This is a genomic window from Mesorhizobium sp. P2_D6, assembly GCF_056404315.1.
Genome location: NZ_JBFUEG010000002.1, coordinates 642,583 through 655,387 on the forward strand (window position 1 = coordinate 642,583; position 12,805 = coordinate 655,387).

Below are 12,805 nucleotides of genomic sequence, written 5' to 3' on the forward strand. Positions count from 1 at the left end.
TCCGGCGGCCGATAGTTGCCGCCGAGTGGAGCTTTTGTGGTTGATCGCATAACGATAAATTTCCGTGTCATTGAAAATGAGTGGATTGTCCTGAAAGACGGCACCCGGCTCGCCGCGCGCATCTGGATGCCCGAAACGGTTCCTGGCGGGGTACCGGCGGTGCTCGAATTCCTGCCTTATCGCAAACGCAACGGCACCGCCGCGCGTGACGAGTCCACCTATCCGGTCTTCGCGGCGGCCGGCATCGCGGGCGTGCGTGTCGACATTCGCGGTTGCGGAGAATCCGACGGCGTGATCGATGGCGAATATACCGCGCGCGAGCTAGCCGACGCCGTCGAGGTTATCGAATGGATCGCAGCGCAGGACTGGTCGAACGGCAATGTCGGCATGATGGGAATTTCCTGGGGCGGGTTCAACGCACTCCAGGTCGCGGCTCTAAAACCACCAGCTCTCAAGGCCGTGATTTCCCTGTCGTCCACCGTCGACCGCTACAATGACGACATCCACTACAAGAATGGCGCGCATCTGTCGGCGCAACTGTCATGGGCGGCGACGATGAATGCCTTCCAGTCGCGGTCCCCCGATCCCGATCTCGTCGGAGAACGCTGGCGCGACATGTGGCTCGAGCGCCTGGAAGGCGAGCCGTTCTTCATGGAGGAGTGGCTGTCCCATCAACGCCGCGACGACTTCTGGCGTCATGGTTCGATCTGCGAGGACTTTGACGGTTTTTCCGTTCCCGCATTGGTGATTGCCGGATGGGCCGACGGCTACCGCAACACGCCCTTGAAGGCGGTCGCCGGTATGCCGGAAATGGCCTGGGGCCTGATCGGTCCTTGGGTTCACAAGTATCCACATTTCGCCTGTCCGAAGCCCCGCGTCGATTTCCATGCCGAGGCAATTTCATGGTGGCGGCATTGGCTATGCGCAGAAGACAACAAGGTGGATCATACGCCGAGGCTGCGTGCTTATATTCTGGACGGGCCGCGACCCGGCCGCCGGCGCGAGACCGACCTTGGCTATTGGGTTGCCATGGACAGATGGGACGTTCCCGACACACTCGTCCTTAGCCTGGACGCGTCGGGCAGGCTCGCTCGGAGCACTTCATCGCATGCTGAAGGAAATACCCTCCTGCGCTCTCCCCAGGATACGGGCACCGCTGGGGGAGAGTTCTTCCCGCGGAGGCCGGATTCGGAAATGGCCGGCGACCAGCGTGTCGACGATGCTGGATCGATCACCTTCGAAAGCGCCGTCCTTGCTGAGGAATGCGTCGTGTTTGGCCAGCCGCTCGCAAAGCTGTCGCTTTCCAGTGATGCCAACTTCGCCAACCTTGCCGTCAGGCTCGTCGACGTCCATCCCGACGGTGGGGCGACGCGCGTCAGCTACGGTGTGCTCAACCTCTCGCATCGCAACGGCAATGCCGATCCACAGCCTCTGAAGCCGGGCGAGACGGTCGAAATCGAGTTGGTGCTCGGTGCGTGCGGCTACCGTTTTGCGCCCGGCCACCGTCTGCGTCTGTCCTTGTCGAGCGCGTATTGGCCGACGATCCTGCCCCAGCCCTGCGACGCAACGCTGACGATCGATCTTGCCACGCTGCGATTGGAACTGCCGCTGCTTGGCGAGCATCGAAGGGTCGAAATCCCGCAGCCATCCAATCCCGATCCTCTGCCCCGTTACGAAGTCCTGACAGACGGATCGTCGGACCGCTCTGTTGAACGCGATCTGCAAAATGGCGTGACGCGCTATCGGGTGCACGAGGACACAGGTCTTAGCCGCCATCCGGGCAACGGCTTGTGCACGCGCGACGTCCGGCAGGAGGTATGGTCGATAGCGCCCGATAACCCGGTGTCGCTGACGGCAGAGGTCCGCTGGACGTGCTGTGCCGAGCGGGAAGGCTGGCGGACGCAGAGCCATTGCACCACGCATCTCTCCTGCACGGCGACCGAATGGGTGGTTACGGAGCGGGTTGAAGCATTGGCTGACGGTCATAAGGTATTCGAGCGCGAGCGCAGCGCTCGAATACCGCGTGACCATATGTAAGGGTGAGCTACATGTAGGGGTGAGCTGCGGCCAGCGCAATCAGGGTGTTCACCGACATCAAATCGGGAAAGAACATGGACCAGGCGGGCCTCACCGACCTTCTCGCCTATGCCCGTCCAGGCGACGCTCGACGGCGTGCGCCTCGATTGTCTTGTCGTGACCGTCGATGGCGAGGGCCGGCAAACGGATCGAGTCCGACCCTCACCGAAATGCTCGCCATCCCGGCCGGGATCAGCCAGCTACCGGCGTGTTGAGAAGCTGCTGCTCCCAAAGATACGCGATGCCGCTGCCGCCGAAGTGCTGGATTAGAATCTCGGTCAACTCCTCGACATGCTCGGTGCGCGCCCAATCGCGTTGCCATTCGCCAGCGAGCGCCATCACGGTCATCGGGTTCGCGCCGGCTGCGATCATCCGCTGGACGGCAACCTCGTGAGATTCCTTCGAAATGCCGCCCGACGCGTCGGTGATCACGGTCACGTCCCAGCCTTCGCCAGCGGCCTGGATCACAGGCATCGCTACGCAGACTTCGGTCCAAAGGCCGGCGATGATCAGTTGCTTGCGGCCGGTCGCCTTGACCGCGTTCACGACCTTCTCGTCCTGCCAGGTGTTCACCCAGGTACGGTCGATCACCTCCTGGCCCGGAAAGACGTCGGTGATCTGCTTGAAGAGGAGGCCACCGCGACCCGCAATCACGCTCGTGAGAATGGTCGGAACATTGAAGGCTTTTGCCAGCTTCGCCAACGCGGTCGTGAGATTGACCACAGCTTGCGGATCGTGGCTGTTCAGGTTTGCGAGCTGATAGGGCTGGTGATCGATCAGGACGAGTACCGAGTCTTCAGGACGAAGAAGCGAATCGAGGCCGTTACGAAGGGTCATCAGGACTTCCTTTCTCTGCCGCCATGGACGGGAATGGGTTCACGGGAGACATGCGCCAGCGGGCGACGTTGCCTGGGCACAATTTGCTGTTCCTGTTGGTGATGCGGTAGTGCCATAGTCGGGCGAGCTGTGTCGCGAAACAAGGAACGCCAGGATGGACATCGAAGATCTACAGACATTCGTCGCAGTGGCCGATGCAGGGGGCATATCGTCAGCCGCGCGCCGGCTTGGCGTCTCCAAGTCAATTGTCAGTCGACGGCTCTTTCGGGTTGAAGCGGAGCTTGGCGTCCAGCTTCTTGCACGAACGACCCGCGGCGCCGCGCTCACCGAAGCGGGAATCACGTTCAGGGACCATGCGGCCCGGGCCAGCGCCGAGATCGACACCGCCAGGGAAACGATCCTCCCGACCGGCGACCTTCGCGGCCGCCTGAGGGTTGCCATGCCGCTTACTTTCGGCCCAACCCACTTCGCCCCGGTGATCGCGGAAATGGCGCGTCTGCACCCGAAGCTTCAAATCCATACCTCCTACAGCGATCGCTTCGTCGATCTCATTGCGGAGGGTTTCGATTGCGCGATCCGGGGCGCCTACCTTCAGGACTCCAACTTGATCGCGAAGCGCGTGGGGCCGATCCATGGCAAGCTTGTCGCAAGCCCGGATTATATCGAGGCGCATGGCTCACCTGAGACGCTGGACGAACTCATCACCCATCAGGCCCTCATGCAGGGAACGGAAGCCTGGCAGTTCATGGATGGCGGCAGGATCGTCACGGTCCAGCCGCAGGGCAGGTTCAAGGCCGACAGCGCCACGGCGCTTGCCGCTGCTGCTGCGGCAGGCCTCGGTATCGCCTGGCTCCCCGATTGCATCACATATGAATATGTGGCCTCCGGTGCATTGGTTCCGATCATGACACGCTATCCGGTACCTCCGGGGGCCGCGTATGTCGTACGCCCGCCGGGTCAGCATCCCACGCGGAAAGTGCGGGTGCTCACCGAAATGCTGACTGAGTATTTCAAAAGGAACCCGGAAGTTTGGGGTCTCGACCCCTAGTAGAACGCGAACCGCTCAAGGCCCTGTCAAGGAACCGACTTCCATCATCGGGACAGCACCGGGGCGGGCGCGGTGTCACCCATCCGGGCGCACATCAGCGGCCGCCCGAGGCGGCTTTACCCGGGCTCTACTCTACCGGGCCGGTGGCTTCCTAGGCTCCAGGACGAAGCGGCCATCGCTCCTGAGGATGATTACCCTGGCTGCCTTGTGAGCCATCGGGCAGCGTTCCTCCCCCCGCAACACTGTTTGGCACTTCTCGACACTAATCGGGACCAATGCAGAACACCAAATTCCGGATCAGGCCGTCGAGCGGGTGTCGCATCCTACGCGAACCAATTGGATGCCTGAACTAAGTTGGTAGAAAAGGACGGACACATGATCGATCTGAGTGGGAAGCGTGCATTGGTGACTGGAGGATCGCGGGGCATCGGGGCCGCGATCGCGTTAGCACTGGCGGAGAGCGGCGCCGACGTTGCATTTACTTACCGGCGCTCCGCCGAGAAGTCTGATGCGGTGGTCAAGTCCATCGAAAACATGGGGCGTCGCGCAGTCGCCATCCAAGCCGACAGCGCCGCCCCGGAGGCCATCATGCGCTCCGTGAGCCAAGCCGTCTCGGCGCTCGGTGGACTCGATATCCTCGTCAACAGCGCGGCTATCGGCCACACCGGAACGATCGCCGAGATCGACGTGAACGACTATCAGGCCGTGATGGACGTCAACGTGCGAGCGCCAGTGCTGTTTGCGACAGCAGTTATCCCGCATCTCACCGAAGGGGGACGCATCATCACGATCGGTTCGGCCCTGGGAGAGCGGGTCCCATTCCCAGGCATAACGGTTTACGCGATGTCCAAAGCGGCACTTACCTCCTTTACCCGCGGTCTTTCGCGTGAACTCGGTCCGAACGGCATCACCGTGAATCTCGTGCAGCCGGGGGCGACCAATACGGATGCAAATCCGGCGGATGGGGAGGCTGCCGATTTCCAGCGAAGCCTGACGTCACTGGGACGCTACGCCGAGCCGCGCGAAATCGCGAACGCTGTGGTCTTTCTGGCAAGTCCCGCCGCGAGCATGATCACGGGCTCCATCCTGACCGCCGACGGTGGCGCAACCGCCTGAGCGGACTTGATGTTCGCAAGCGGGCCAATTGCGTGCTCGGCAATGCATCGAGCGCCCCATCGCCATTCGCGCTAAGCCCCGGCCTTGACAGAGTCGGGTCGAGGACGACGTGAAGGAGGCAGCCCTGTGGACTCCGCGTTGAGACTCAGGAGTTTGAGCCAACCGCTCAACCACGCCAGCGAGAAGGAGCAATTGCCGTGAAGGTTCGCAAGTTCAACATCACCGACGCAGTGCTGGAGCGTTCCCTGGGGCAGGGCGGAGACGTATTTGTGGGCAATCTGATCGACCAGCACGATGCCTCCCCGATCACCATCGGGTACGGGCGCTATGGGCCGAACCAGACGCTTGAGGAGACAATGGCCGTCGATGATGTGATGGTCATCCTCGAGGGGCGGCTGTCGGTGTCCGGAAAGTCAGGCAGCGTCACCGCAGGGCCGGGCGAAATCGTCCATATGCCCAAAGGCCAGAAGGTCACGATCCGCTCGCACGAGCAAGGCGCGGTCACCGCCTATGTCACCTATCCCCACTGGCAGGAGGCTCGGGGGTAAGCCCTCCGGGGTGACGCCGCAGTTCGACGTCCAGGCGGATCATGCTCATCCGAGTAGGCGTTGAGGTCTCGCCTGCGCAGATCTGGCGCGAGGCCTCTCCGCTTTGTCCCAGCGACGGCTCGCGCGCATCTGAGCTCACTATGAAGCCTGGACCAAACCTGCACGACGGGCTGCTTGTAAGAATGCCCTTCTTGCTTGTTGCGGGGCCTGCCATCCGTCCAGGGAGTCGCGGCAAGTGCGGCAGGCTGCTCGATAGCTTGGTCCTCTCGCCCATTCTGGCCACTGGTCATAAAGGCACTCAAGTGCTTCCCAACTGCTGGCAACCACCCGCTCCCTTGAGGGTCTCACGCGCAGTCTCACTGGTTCGGGAAATCGAATATCCCTCATGGTTTCCTCCGTTCCGACAGATCGATTACATCGATTTGTCGAAATGGCCTCCCGCAGCGAAGGTGCCGACTGCCTTGGCCGCGACGATGTCCGCTGCGGTCGGCACAAGCAAATCCATGCGGCGGGCAAAGGCAACAAAAGTGCTGCGAGCGGTTTCGGCATCCACTTCGCCGGCGAGGGCTGCCCGACAGGCATTGAGCGCGACGCCATGAGCAGGGCTTCGCTTCGATGGCGGCCATTCATCAAGCAGGACGAAGGCGTCCTTTACGCTTTGAATGTCGGTTGGAAACCCAAGACCCACGAGCACCCTCACTGCATGCTGAAATTGATTGTGTTCCATGTTTTCCTCCGTTCACGTGGTTAGCTCAATCGATCGGAAGCCTTTCCCACGGCGCGTGCGCGATAGGTTGCGTGCGTCGCGCCTTAGCCTGCCGAACTCCCGTTTCCAGGAGGGCCTTTGCCGTCGGTAAGATTCCGCGCGGCCAGAAACATCACCGTGTATGCGGCTTTGCGCCGATCCCAACCCGCGGCCTCCGCTCTGTCGAGCAACTCGACCAGTATCGGGCCAAGCGCAACCTTCAGGTCTGCTTCGTAGTTCAGATCGGTGGCCGCACGCGACGGCGGGGGGATTACGTTCAAGTTCATCACGTTCATGGCTCCACCCATTTGTCAGGGTGTCCGCGCCCATCGGGCGCGGACACAGCCGTTACCATCAGAAGTCCATGCCACCAGCCGGCATTGCCGGAACGGCGGGTTCCTTCTTCGGCTTCTCGGCAACCATCGCTTCCGTCGTTACCAGCAGGCCGGCAACCGATGCCGCATCCTGGAGCGCGGTCCGCACCACCTTTACCGGATCGATGACGCCCTCGTTGTAGAGGTCGCCGAACGCGTTGGTCTGTGCGTTCCAGCCCCAGCCGAATTCCGGCTTCTCGCGTAGCTTGCCGACGATGATCGAGCCTTCCGCGCCGGCGTTCTCGGCGATCTGGCGCACAGGCGCTTCGATCGCGCGGCGCACGATCTCGATACCGTGCTTTTGGTCTTCATTCTCGGGCTGCACGCTGTCCAGTGCCTTGGCCGCACGCAGAAGCGCCACGCCGCCACCTGGCAACACGCCTTCCTCGACCGCAGCGCGCGTCGCATGCATGGCATCGTCGACACGGTCCTTGCGCTCCTTGACTTCGACCTCGGTCGAGCCGCCGACGCGGATGACGGCGACACCGCCGGCGAGCTTGGCCAGCCGCTCCTGCAGCTTTTCCTTGTCGTAGTCGGAGGTAGTCTCCTCGATCTGCGCCTTGATTTGACTGACGCGGCCCTGAATCTCGCTCTTCGAGCCGGCGCCGTCGACGATGGTGGTGTTCTCCTTCTCGATCACCACTTTCTTGGCGCGGCCCAGCATGTTGAGCGTGACATTCTCCAGCTTGATGCCGAGATCTTCCGAGATCGCGGTGCCGCCGGTGAGGATGGCAATATCCTCCAGCATTGCCTTGCGGCGGTCGCCGAAGCCCGGCGCCTTGACGGCGGCGACTTTGAGGCCACCGCGCAGCTTGTTGACGACCAGCGTCGCCAACGCTTCGCCCTCGACTTCCTCGGCGATGATCAGCAGCGGTTTGGACGACTGTACGACAGCTTCCAGCACCGGAAGCAGCGCCTGCAGATTGGACAGCTTCTTCTCGTGGATCAGCACATAGGGCTCTTCAAGCTCGACGCGCATCTTGTCCTGGTTGGTGATGAAGTAGGGACTGAGGTAACCGCGGTCGAACTGCATGCCCTCGACGACTTCCAGCTCGGTCTCGGCGGTCTTGGCCTCCTCGACGGTGATGACGCCCTCATTGCCGACCTTCTGCATCGCTTCCGCAAGGAAGCGGCCGATCTCGGCGTCGCCATTGGCCGAGATGGTGCCAACCTGGGCGATCTCGTCATTTTTAGTCACCTTGCGGGCATTGGTCTTCAGCTCAGCCACGACGGCTTCTACGGCCTTGTCGATGCCGCGCTTCAGGTCCATCGGGTTCATCCCCGACGCGACCGCCTTGGCGCCTTCGCGGACGATCGCCTGGGCGAGCACTGTAGCGGTGGTAGTGCCGTCACCCGCGATGTCGCTGGTCTTCGAGGCGACCTCGCGCACCATCTGCGCGCCCATGTTCTCGAACTTGTCCTCGAGCTCGATCTCCTTGGCGACGGTCACGCCGTCCTTGGTGATGCGCGGGGCGCCGAACGACTTGTCGATGACGACGTTGCGGCCCTTGGGGCCGAGCGTCACCTTCACCGCGTCGGCGAGGATGTTGACGCCGCGCAGCATGCGCTCGCGGGCGTCGGAATGGAATTTCACTTCCTTGGCAGCCATTGGATCACTCCTTCACTAGGCAGTTCACGGACTGGATTGCGGTTGGACCAGAGCCTCGCTCAGGCGGCTTTCTTGACCGTCGCGGCCTGCTCGATCACGCCCATCACATCGCTTTCCTTCATGATGAGCAGATCTTCGCCGTTGAGCTTGATCTCCGTGCCGGACCACTTGCCGAACAGGATGCGGTCGCCGATCTTGACGTCGAGCGGCGTGAGCTTGCCACTCTCGTCGCGGGCGCCTGGGCCGACGGCAATCACCTCGCCCTCTTGCGGCTTCTCCTTGGCAGTGTCGGGGATAATGATGCCGCCAGCCGTCTTCTCCTCGGCTTCGATGCGGCGGACCAGAATACGGTCATGCAATGGACGGAACGTCATATCGTTCTCCTTCAGGACAAACAGATTTTTTGAGTTCCTCCACACCGGACCGGCAATATCGGGCCAGTGCGGGGCGCCGCGACCCCTTTCAGGCATCGCGCGCATATCGAACTAGTTTTGCATTTTCTGCGTTTCAAGAGGTCGCTGAAAAAATTTTGGCACTCGGCATTCCGGAGTGCTAGCCGCATGAATTCATGCAGCTATTTTTGCGGGGCGCGCGATTTTCAGGTCTTGAAATTCGGCCCGAACTCCACGAAATTTTTTGCGGTTGGGGGACCCGAAAAGGGTCACTGCAACACCAATAATGCCAAGGAGATTGTTAGGAAGCGGAGACTGTCGATGGAACGAACTTTCCCAAAAAACATCCCCTCGATCGCCCCTGAAACCACTGATCCTTCGCTTGACCGCCTGCTGTTTCCGGCGCGGTACTTTAGCCACCCCGATGAGGTGGTGGGCGACCGCACGCTCGACACTCAGGAGAAGCGCGCCATTCTTGCCTCATGGGCTTCTGATGCTTGCGCCGTCGACTCCATGCCTGCGCTGCGAAAGCCACCGGGTGCTGCGAACCCGGTGACATTTGACGCCGTCATGGATGCACTTCGCCGACTGGACGATAGTCGCGCCGAGGTAGGCTGTAACCTCGAGCAACGGCGGGCCCGAGAACGCCCGCAAAGACTTGATGCCTGAACGCGCGCGATAGGAGAGACGCATGGTCAGCAGGGAATTCCGGCTGCAGATGGAGGGCTACGGTCTCACAACTGCGGAAATTCACTACCACCTTCCCGATCATCCGAGCCTTTTGCAGCTCTACGTTTGGCAGGAATACGACCTGGCACCGGAATTCCCGACCCTCAAGGGGTTTCTGGATTACTGGGAGCGCGAACTCGAAGGAGCGCTGCATTCCGTGCGAGTCGCCCATCACCGCCTTATCCGGCCTTCCGAATGGCAGGCCGTAGACGGCATCTTCACAATTCAATAGCCGGGTCCGCTCCCCTTGAACTGGAAAGTGGCGTTTCCAATCTCTTTATGTGTCCAGCGCGGCTTGCCGGATGTCGGGTTAGCAGGAGCCGAAGGATCGCATGGAAACGATGCTCTTTGAAAATCCGGTTTCCGCCGTTTGCCGTGGCGTTCGCCAAGCTAGCCGACATCGTTTGCCGGGAGCCGCGCACGGGGAGGCAAGATTCAGTTGCCCCAAGGTTGAAGGGAGGTCACTATGGAAAGTGCGACGTTCAAACAACCGGTTTTCGTAAGAAACGAGGGCCATGTTGTCCAAAAGATCGGCCGTGTCATGGATGCGATAGAGTTTCTGGAAGAATGGCCGGTTGAAAGGCGCGGCCTCCTCCACGCTGCGGCGTCGGATGCATGCTACTCCGCGTACGATGGCCGGAAGTCTGTCGAGGCGGCGAACAGGGCCTTTATGACCTGGGCACGCAGGGTCGCCGTCATCGAGGATCTGCCCGCGGCGCCGCAGTGGATGACAGGGGCCGAAGATCAGCAAAATAGACCATCTATAGATAGTCAGGGCTAGTACTGCGGCGGCAATCTACCGCCGCAGCATCAAAGCGGTGCGTCACCGGGGCGAGGGGAGCGGGAAGCCGAGCCCCTTGTCGTTGTCTGTTCATTAGATGCCTCCAGCACGGACAACTTTCCAAGCGGATCGCACCGCACGACTAAGCACGTCTGCATGAATGGCAGGACCTGCCGGCATCTTCACGTTTCGTCCCGGTTCCCTTGCGCTGCCACCCGTGTCCCCGGCAATGGTCGCCCCTGGCTCATCAGCGCCTCATCACCGAAGGCCCAGGCCAGCCTTCTCAATTCCTCGAGCGAGGCACCGGACGCGATGATCTCCGCAATCGTCACGTCGTATATGAATCCAAGGACCGAGACGACGTCTTGGCGTGTCATAGTCATCCTTTTCCTCCGTTCGAAATACCTGCGAAGTAGATGGGGTATTCGCTGGAGAGCTTGCCACCCTGCCATCCGAAGGCGGTCGCGAAACTGCTTTAGCGGTCGCTCTTGACACGGCCGAAATCGATTCCCAACTCATCTTTGTCGGTCGCCGCGCAAGGGGCCGATGTGTCAGGGAGCGCCGGGGGCTTCTTGGCGTTCCCTCGTATCTATGTTGCTCCAAGGAGGATGTAGCTATGAGAACGAACCTGGACTTTTCCCCCTTCTATCGGTCGAGCATCGGCTTTGACCGCATCTTCAACCTGCTCGAAAACGCCAGCCCCCCGCAGAACGCGGATAGCTGGCCGCCATACGATATCGCCAAGCTCGGCGAAGACACCTATCGCATTGTCCTCGCGGTCGCCGGTTTCGGTGAAGACGAGCTTGCGATCACGCATGAGCCAAACATGCTCGTGATCGAGGGCGCCAAGACAGAGAATGACGGGGTTCAGGACCTCCATCATGGCTTGGCGTTAAGGTCGTTCGCGCGCCGCTTCGAGCTCGCCGATCATGTGACCATTGTCGGGGCAAAGCTCGAAAACGGCCTGCTGATCATCGACCTCAAGAAGGAAATTCCCGAGGAGATGAAGCCGCGCCGGATCGCGATTAATGTCGATACTGGCAAGAATGCGGCCTCCAAGGGCATTGAAAGCGCGGCGGCCTGATCTTTGGCGGTCGGCCTGCAGCAGACACTCCGTCCTGTCGTGGGTGGGGTCCGGGTGCGACCCATAAAACGGAAAGGAGAAGGAAAATGAGCGTACGTGACCTGATTCCCTGGAGCCGTGGCGGCAGCCAGGCACCGAGCATTTATCGCAGTGACGACATGGATCCGTTCCTGTCGTTGCACCGCAATGTCAACCGGCTATTCGACGAGGTGTTCCGCGGTTTTGACACGCCTTCGGTTCTTGGCCGCATGCCTCCTCTCAATGGCACTTGGCCAAGCGTGGAGTTCTCGGAAACCGATAAGGAAATCCGGGTGACGGCCGAAATCCCGGGCCTCGATGAAAACGACGTCGAGGTCATGCTGGATGATGGTGTTCTGACGCTTCGCGGCGAGAAGAAAGCAGAAACCGAGGACAAGGACCGCCAGTTCAGTGAACGCTATTATGGGCGCTTTGAGCGGCACTTCAATCTCGGCCGTGAGGTTGAAGACGACAAGGTGGCGGCCACGTTCAAGAACGGTGTGCTCACGGTGACACTGCCGAAGACCAAAAAGGCGCAGGCAAACGCCAAACGCATTGCAATCAACGGCAGCAAATGAGGTTCGCGAAGGAAGGCCGGGGCTCGTCGAGCCCTGGCCCCTGCAGACAGCGAGGATGGGTCAAATGGCGTCCGACAGCCTCAAACGAAAGAGCCGCATCATGTGATGCTGAATCAACCCTTGCAATCCCAGGGAGGTAACAAATGACCAGTCTGGCTTTCCGTGCCCCCGTGCGGGTTAAGACCAGTGACGTGATACACGACATCAACTCGGTGCGGGAGGCGCTGGTATTCTTGAATCAATGGCCAAGGGCCCGTCGGGGACCGGTATACAGCTGCGCAGTGAGAAGCTGCAACGCCGCGATTGCTGGTCAGATGACAACCGATCAGGCGCGGCAGGCATTTGTCGGCTTTGCCAGGATAGCTGGGGTGCTGGCCAAATCCGATTTTGCGCCACTGGCCGGGGCTGATCAAAAGCTGCGCGTTTCTGAGCGCGGTCCCTGACTTCAGTTCAGGGTTTCTCCTGGGCGCGCATAGGCCGTTTAATTCGACTGGACGAGCTCGGTCGCGGAAGCCAAACGGAACGAGACGGGAGGACTTCTGATTTTGGCCAACGAAAAAGCCAATAAAATCAATGATCTAAATATGTCCTACAGGCCTACCATTGTCGTTATCAACGCTTTAGCAGGCTGTTGAAGAAGTCCATTTGTGAGCGACGAAGTCTGCTTCGTCGCCGCCATGAAAGCAGATTTGTCCGTTGATAGAGCCGTCTGGTTGGATTTCAGCCCATCCATTGCCCTGGGCTTCGTCCATTTCGTCATTGCCTTGCCAGGAGAAGGCGACATTGTTGCCGTCACCCGAGCCGAAGATCTGGCCGGTGACGCATCCGAAGGCGAATTCGCCGGAGCCATCGTCCGCGAACTCAATGTAG

The 12,805-nt window shown here is 60.7% G+C and carries 18 protein-coding genes; 11 read left to right on the forward strand and 7 right to left on the reverse strand.

The annotated features are described in order from the left end of the window. Positions 1-36: 36 nt before the first annotated feature. Positions 37-2,037, forward strand: a complete 2,001-nt coding sequence (locus AC1D1L_RS06210) for a CocE/NonD family hydrolase (RefSeq protein ID WP_477339693.1) — start codon at positions 37-39, stop codon at positions 2,035-2,037. 231 nt (positions 2,038-2,268) lie between these two features. Here the strand turns inward: AC1D1L_RS06210 and AC1D1L_RS06215 are convergent, their stop codons facing one another. After that, positions 2,269-2,913, reverse strand: a complete 645-nt coding sequence (locus AC1D1L_RS06215; protein ID WP_477339695.1) for a hydrolase — start codon at positions 2,911-2,913, stop codon at positions 2,269-2,271. A 154-nt stretch (positions 2,914-3,067) separates the two neighbouring features. Between AC1D1L_RS06215 and AC1D1L_RS06220 the strand changes: the two genes are divergently transcribed. The 3 genes from AC1D1L_RS06220 (at position 3,068) to AC1D1L_RS06230 (ending at position 5,625) form a co-directional block, all read left to right on the forward strand. Further along, positions 3,068-3,961: a LysR family transcriptional regulator gene (locus tag AC1D1L_RS06220; protein WP_477339697.1), complete on the forward strand. Its 894-nt coding sequence runs from the start codon at positions 3,068-3,070 to the stop codon at positions 3,959-3,961. 375 nt (positions 3,962-4,336) lie between these two features. Beyond that, positions 4,337-5,077 (forward strand): SDR family NAD(P)-dependent oxidoreductase, encoded by a 741-nt coding sequence (locus tag AC1D1L_RS06225; RefSeq protein ID WP_477339699.1) that lies wholly within the window; start codon positions 4,337-4,339, stop codon positions 5,075-5,077. Positions 5,078-5,268: 191 nt separating this feature from the next. Continuing rightward, complete coding sequence (locus AC1D1L_RS06230) at positions 5,269-5,625, forward strand: ethanolamine utilization protein (RefSeq protein ID WP_477339780.1); 357 nt, start codon at positions 5,269-5,271, stop codon at positions 5,623-5,625. A 138-nt stretch (positions 5,626-5,763) separates the two neighbouring features. Here the strand turns inward: AC1D1L_RS06230 and AC1D1L_RS06235 are convergent, their stop codons facing one another. The 5 genes from AC1D1L_RS06235 to groES form a co-directional block, all read right to left on the reverse strand. Next, a complete protein-coding gene (locus tag AC1D1L_RS06235; RefSeq protein ID WP_477339701.1) occupies positions 5,764-6,012 on the reverse strand; it encodes a DUF982 domain-containing protein in 249 nt (82 codons plus the stop codon). A gap of 25 nt (positions 6,013-6,037) precedes the next feature. Then, positions 6,038-6,352 carry a DUF982 domain-containing protein gene (locus AC1D1L_RS06240; protein WP_477339703.1) on the reverse strand — a complete coding sequence of 105 codons (315 nt, stop codon included), beginning with the start codon at positions 6,350-6,352 and terminating at the stop codon, positions 6,038-6,040. Positions 6,353-6,435: 83 nt separating this feature from the next. Further along, positions 6,436-6,666, reverse strand: a complete 231-nt coding sequence (locus AC1D1L_RS06245; RefSeq protein ID WP_477339705.1) for a hypothetical protein — start codon at positions 6,664-6,666, stop codon at positions 6,436-6,438. Positions 6,667-6,724: 58 nt separating this feature from the next. Then, on the reverse strand, positions 6,725-8,353 hold the full coding sequence (gene groL, locus AC1D1L_RS06250) for a chaperonin GroEL (RefSeq protein WP_477339707.1): 1,629 nt from the start codon (positions 8,351-8,353) through the stop codon (positions 6,725-6,727). Between the two features lie 59 nt (positions 8,354-8,412). Next, positions 8,413-8,727, reverse strand: coding sequence for a co-chaperone GroES (gene groES / locus AC1D1L_RS06255; RefSeq protein ID WP_352561487.1), 315 nt, complete (start codon positions 8,725-8,727; stop codon positions 8,413-8,415). A 186-nt stretch (positions 8,728-8,913) separates the two neighbouring features. On the opposite strand from groES, the gene AC1D1L_RS06260 reads away from it, so the two are divergent. From AC1D1L_RS06260 to AC1D1L_RS06270, 3 genes are all read left to right on the forward strand, one after another. After that, a complete protein-coding gene (locus tag AC1D1L_RS06260) occupies positions 8,914-9,414 on the forward strand; it encodes a hypothetical protein (protein ID WP_477339708.1) in 501 nt (166 codons plus the stop codon). A gap of 22 nt (positions 9,415-9,436) precedes the next feature. Further along, a complete protein-coding gene (locus AC1D1L_RS06265) occupies positions 9,437-9,706 on the forward strand; it encodes an usg protein (RefSeq protein WP_352561483.1) in 270 nt (89 codons plus the stop codon). A 234-nt stretch (positions 9,707-9,940) separates the two neighbouring features. Continuing rightward, positions 9,941-10,255, forward strand: a complete 315-nt coding sequence (locus AC1D1L_RS06270; protein ID WP_477339709.1) for a DUF982 domain-containing protein — start codon at positions 9,941-9,943, stop codon at positions 10,253-10,255. A 182-nt stretch (positions 10,256-10,437) separates the two neighbouring features. Here the strand turns inward: AC1D1L_RS06270 and AC1D1L_RS06275 are convergent, their stop codons facing one another. Then, positions 10,438-10,632 carry a hypothetical protein gene (locus AC1D1L_RS06275; RefSeq protein WP_477339711.1) on the reverse strand — a complete coding sequence of 65 codons (195 nt, stop codon included), beginning with the start codon at positions 10,630-10,632 and terminating at the stop codon, positions 10,438-10,440. A gap of 239 nt (positions 10,633-10,871) precedes the next feature. Between AC1D1L_RS06275 and AC1D1L_RS06280 the strand changes: the two genes are divergently transcribed. From AC1D1L_RS06280 to AC1D1L_RS06295, 4 genes are all read left to right on the forward strand, one after another. Then, positions 10,872-11,339, forward strand: a complete 468-nt coding sequence (locus tag AC1D1L_RS06280) for an Hsp20 family protein (protein ID WP_477339713.1) — start codon at positions 10,872-10,874, stop codon at positions 11,337-11,339. An 86-nt stretch (positions 11,340-11,425) separates the two neighbouring features. Next, positions 11,426-11,935, forward strand: a complete 510-nt coding sequence (locus tag AC1D1L_RS06285; RefSeq protein WP_477339714.1) for an Hsp20/alpha crystallin family protein — start codon at positions 11,426-11,428, stop codon at positions 11,933-11,935. A 143-nt stretch (positions 11,936-12,078) separates the two neighbouring features. Continuing rightward, positions 12,079-12,378: a DUF982 domain-containing protein gene (locus AC1D1L_RS06290; RefSeq protein WP_477339716.1), complete on the forward strand. Its 300-nt coding sequence runs from the start codon at positions 12,079-12,081 to the stop codon at positions 12,376-12,378. 204 nt (positions 12,379-12,582) lie between these two features. Then, positions 12,583-12,805: hypothetical protein (locus AC1D1L_RS06295; RefSeq protein WP_477339718.1), on the forward strand; the 223-nt coding region annotated here is incomplete at its 3' end.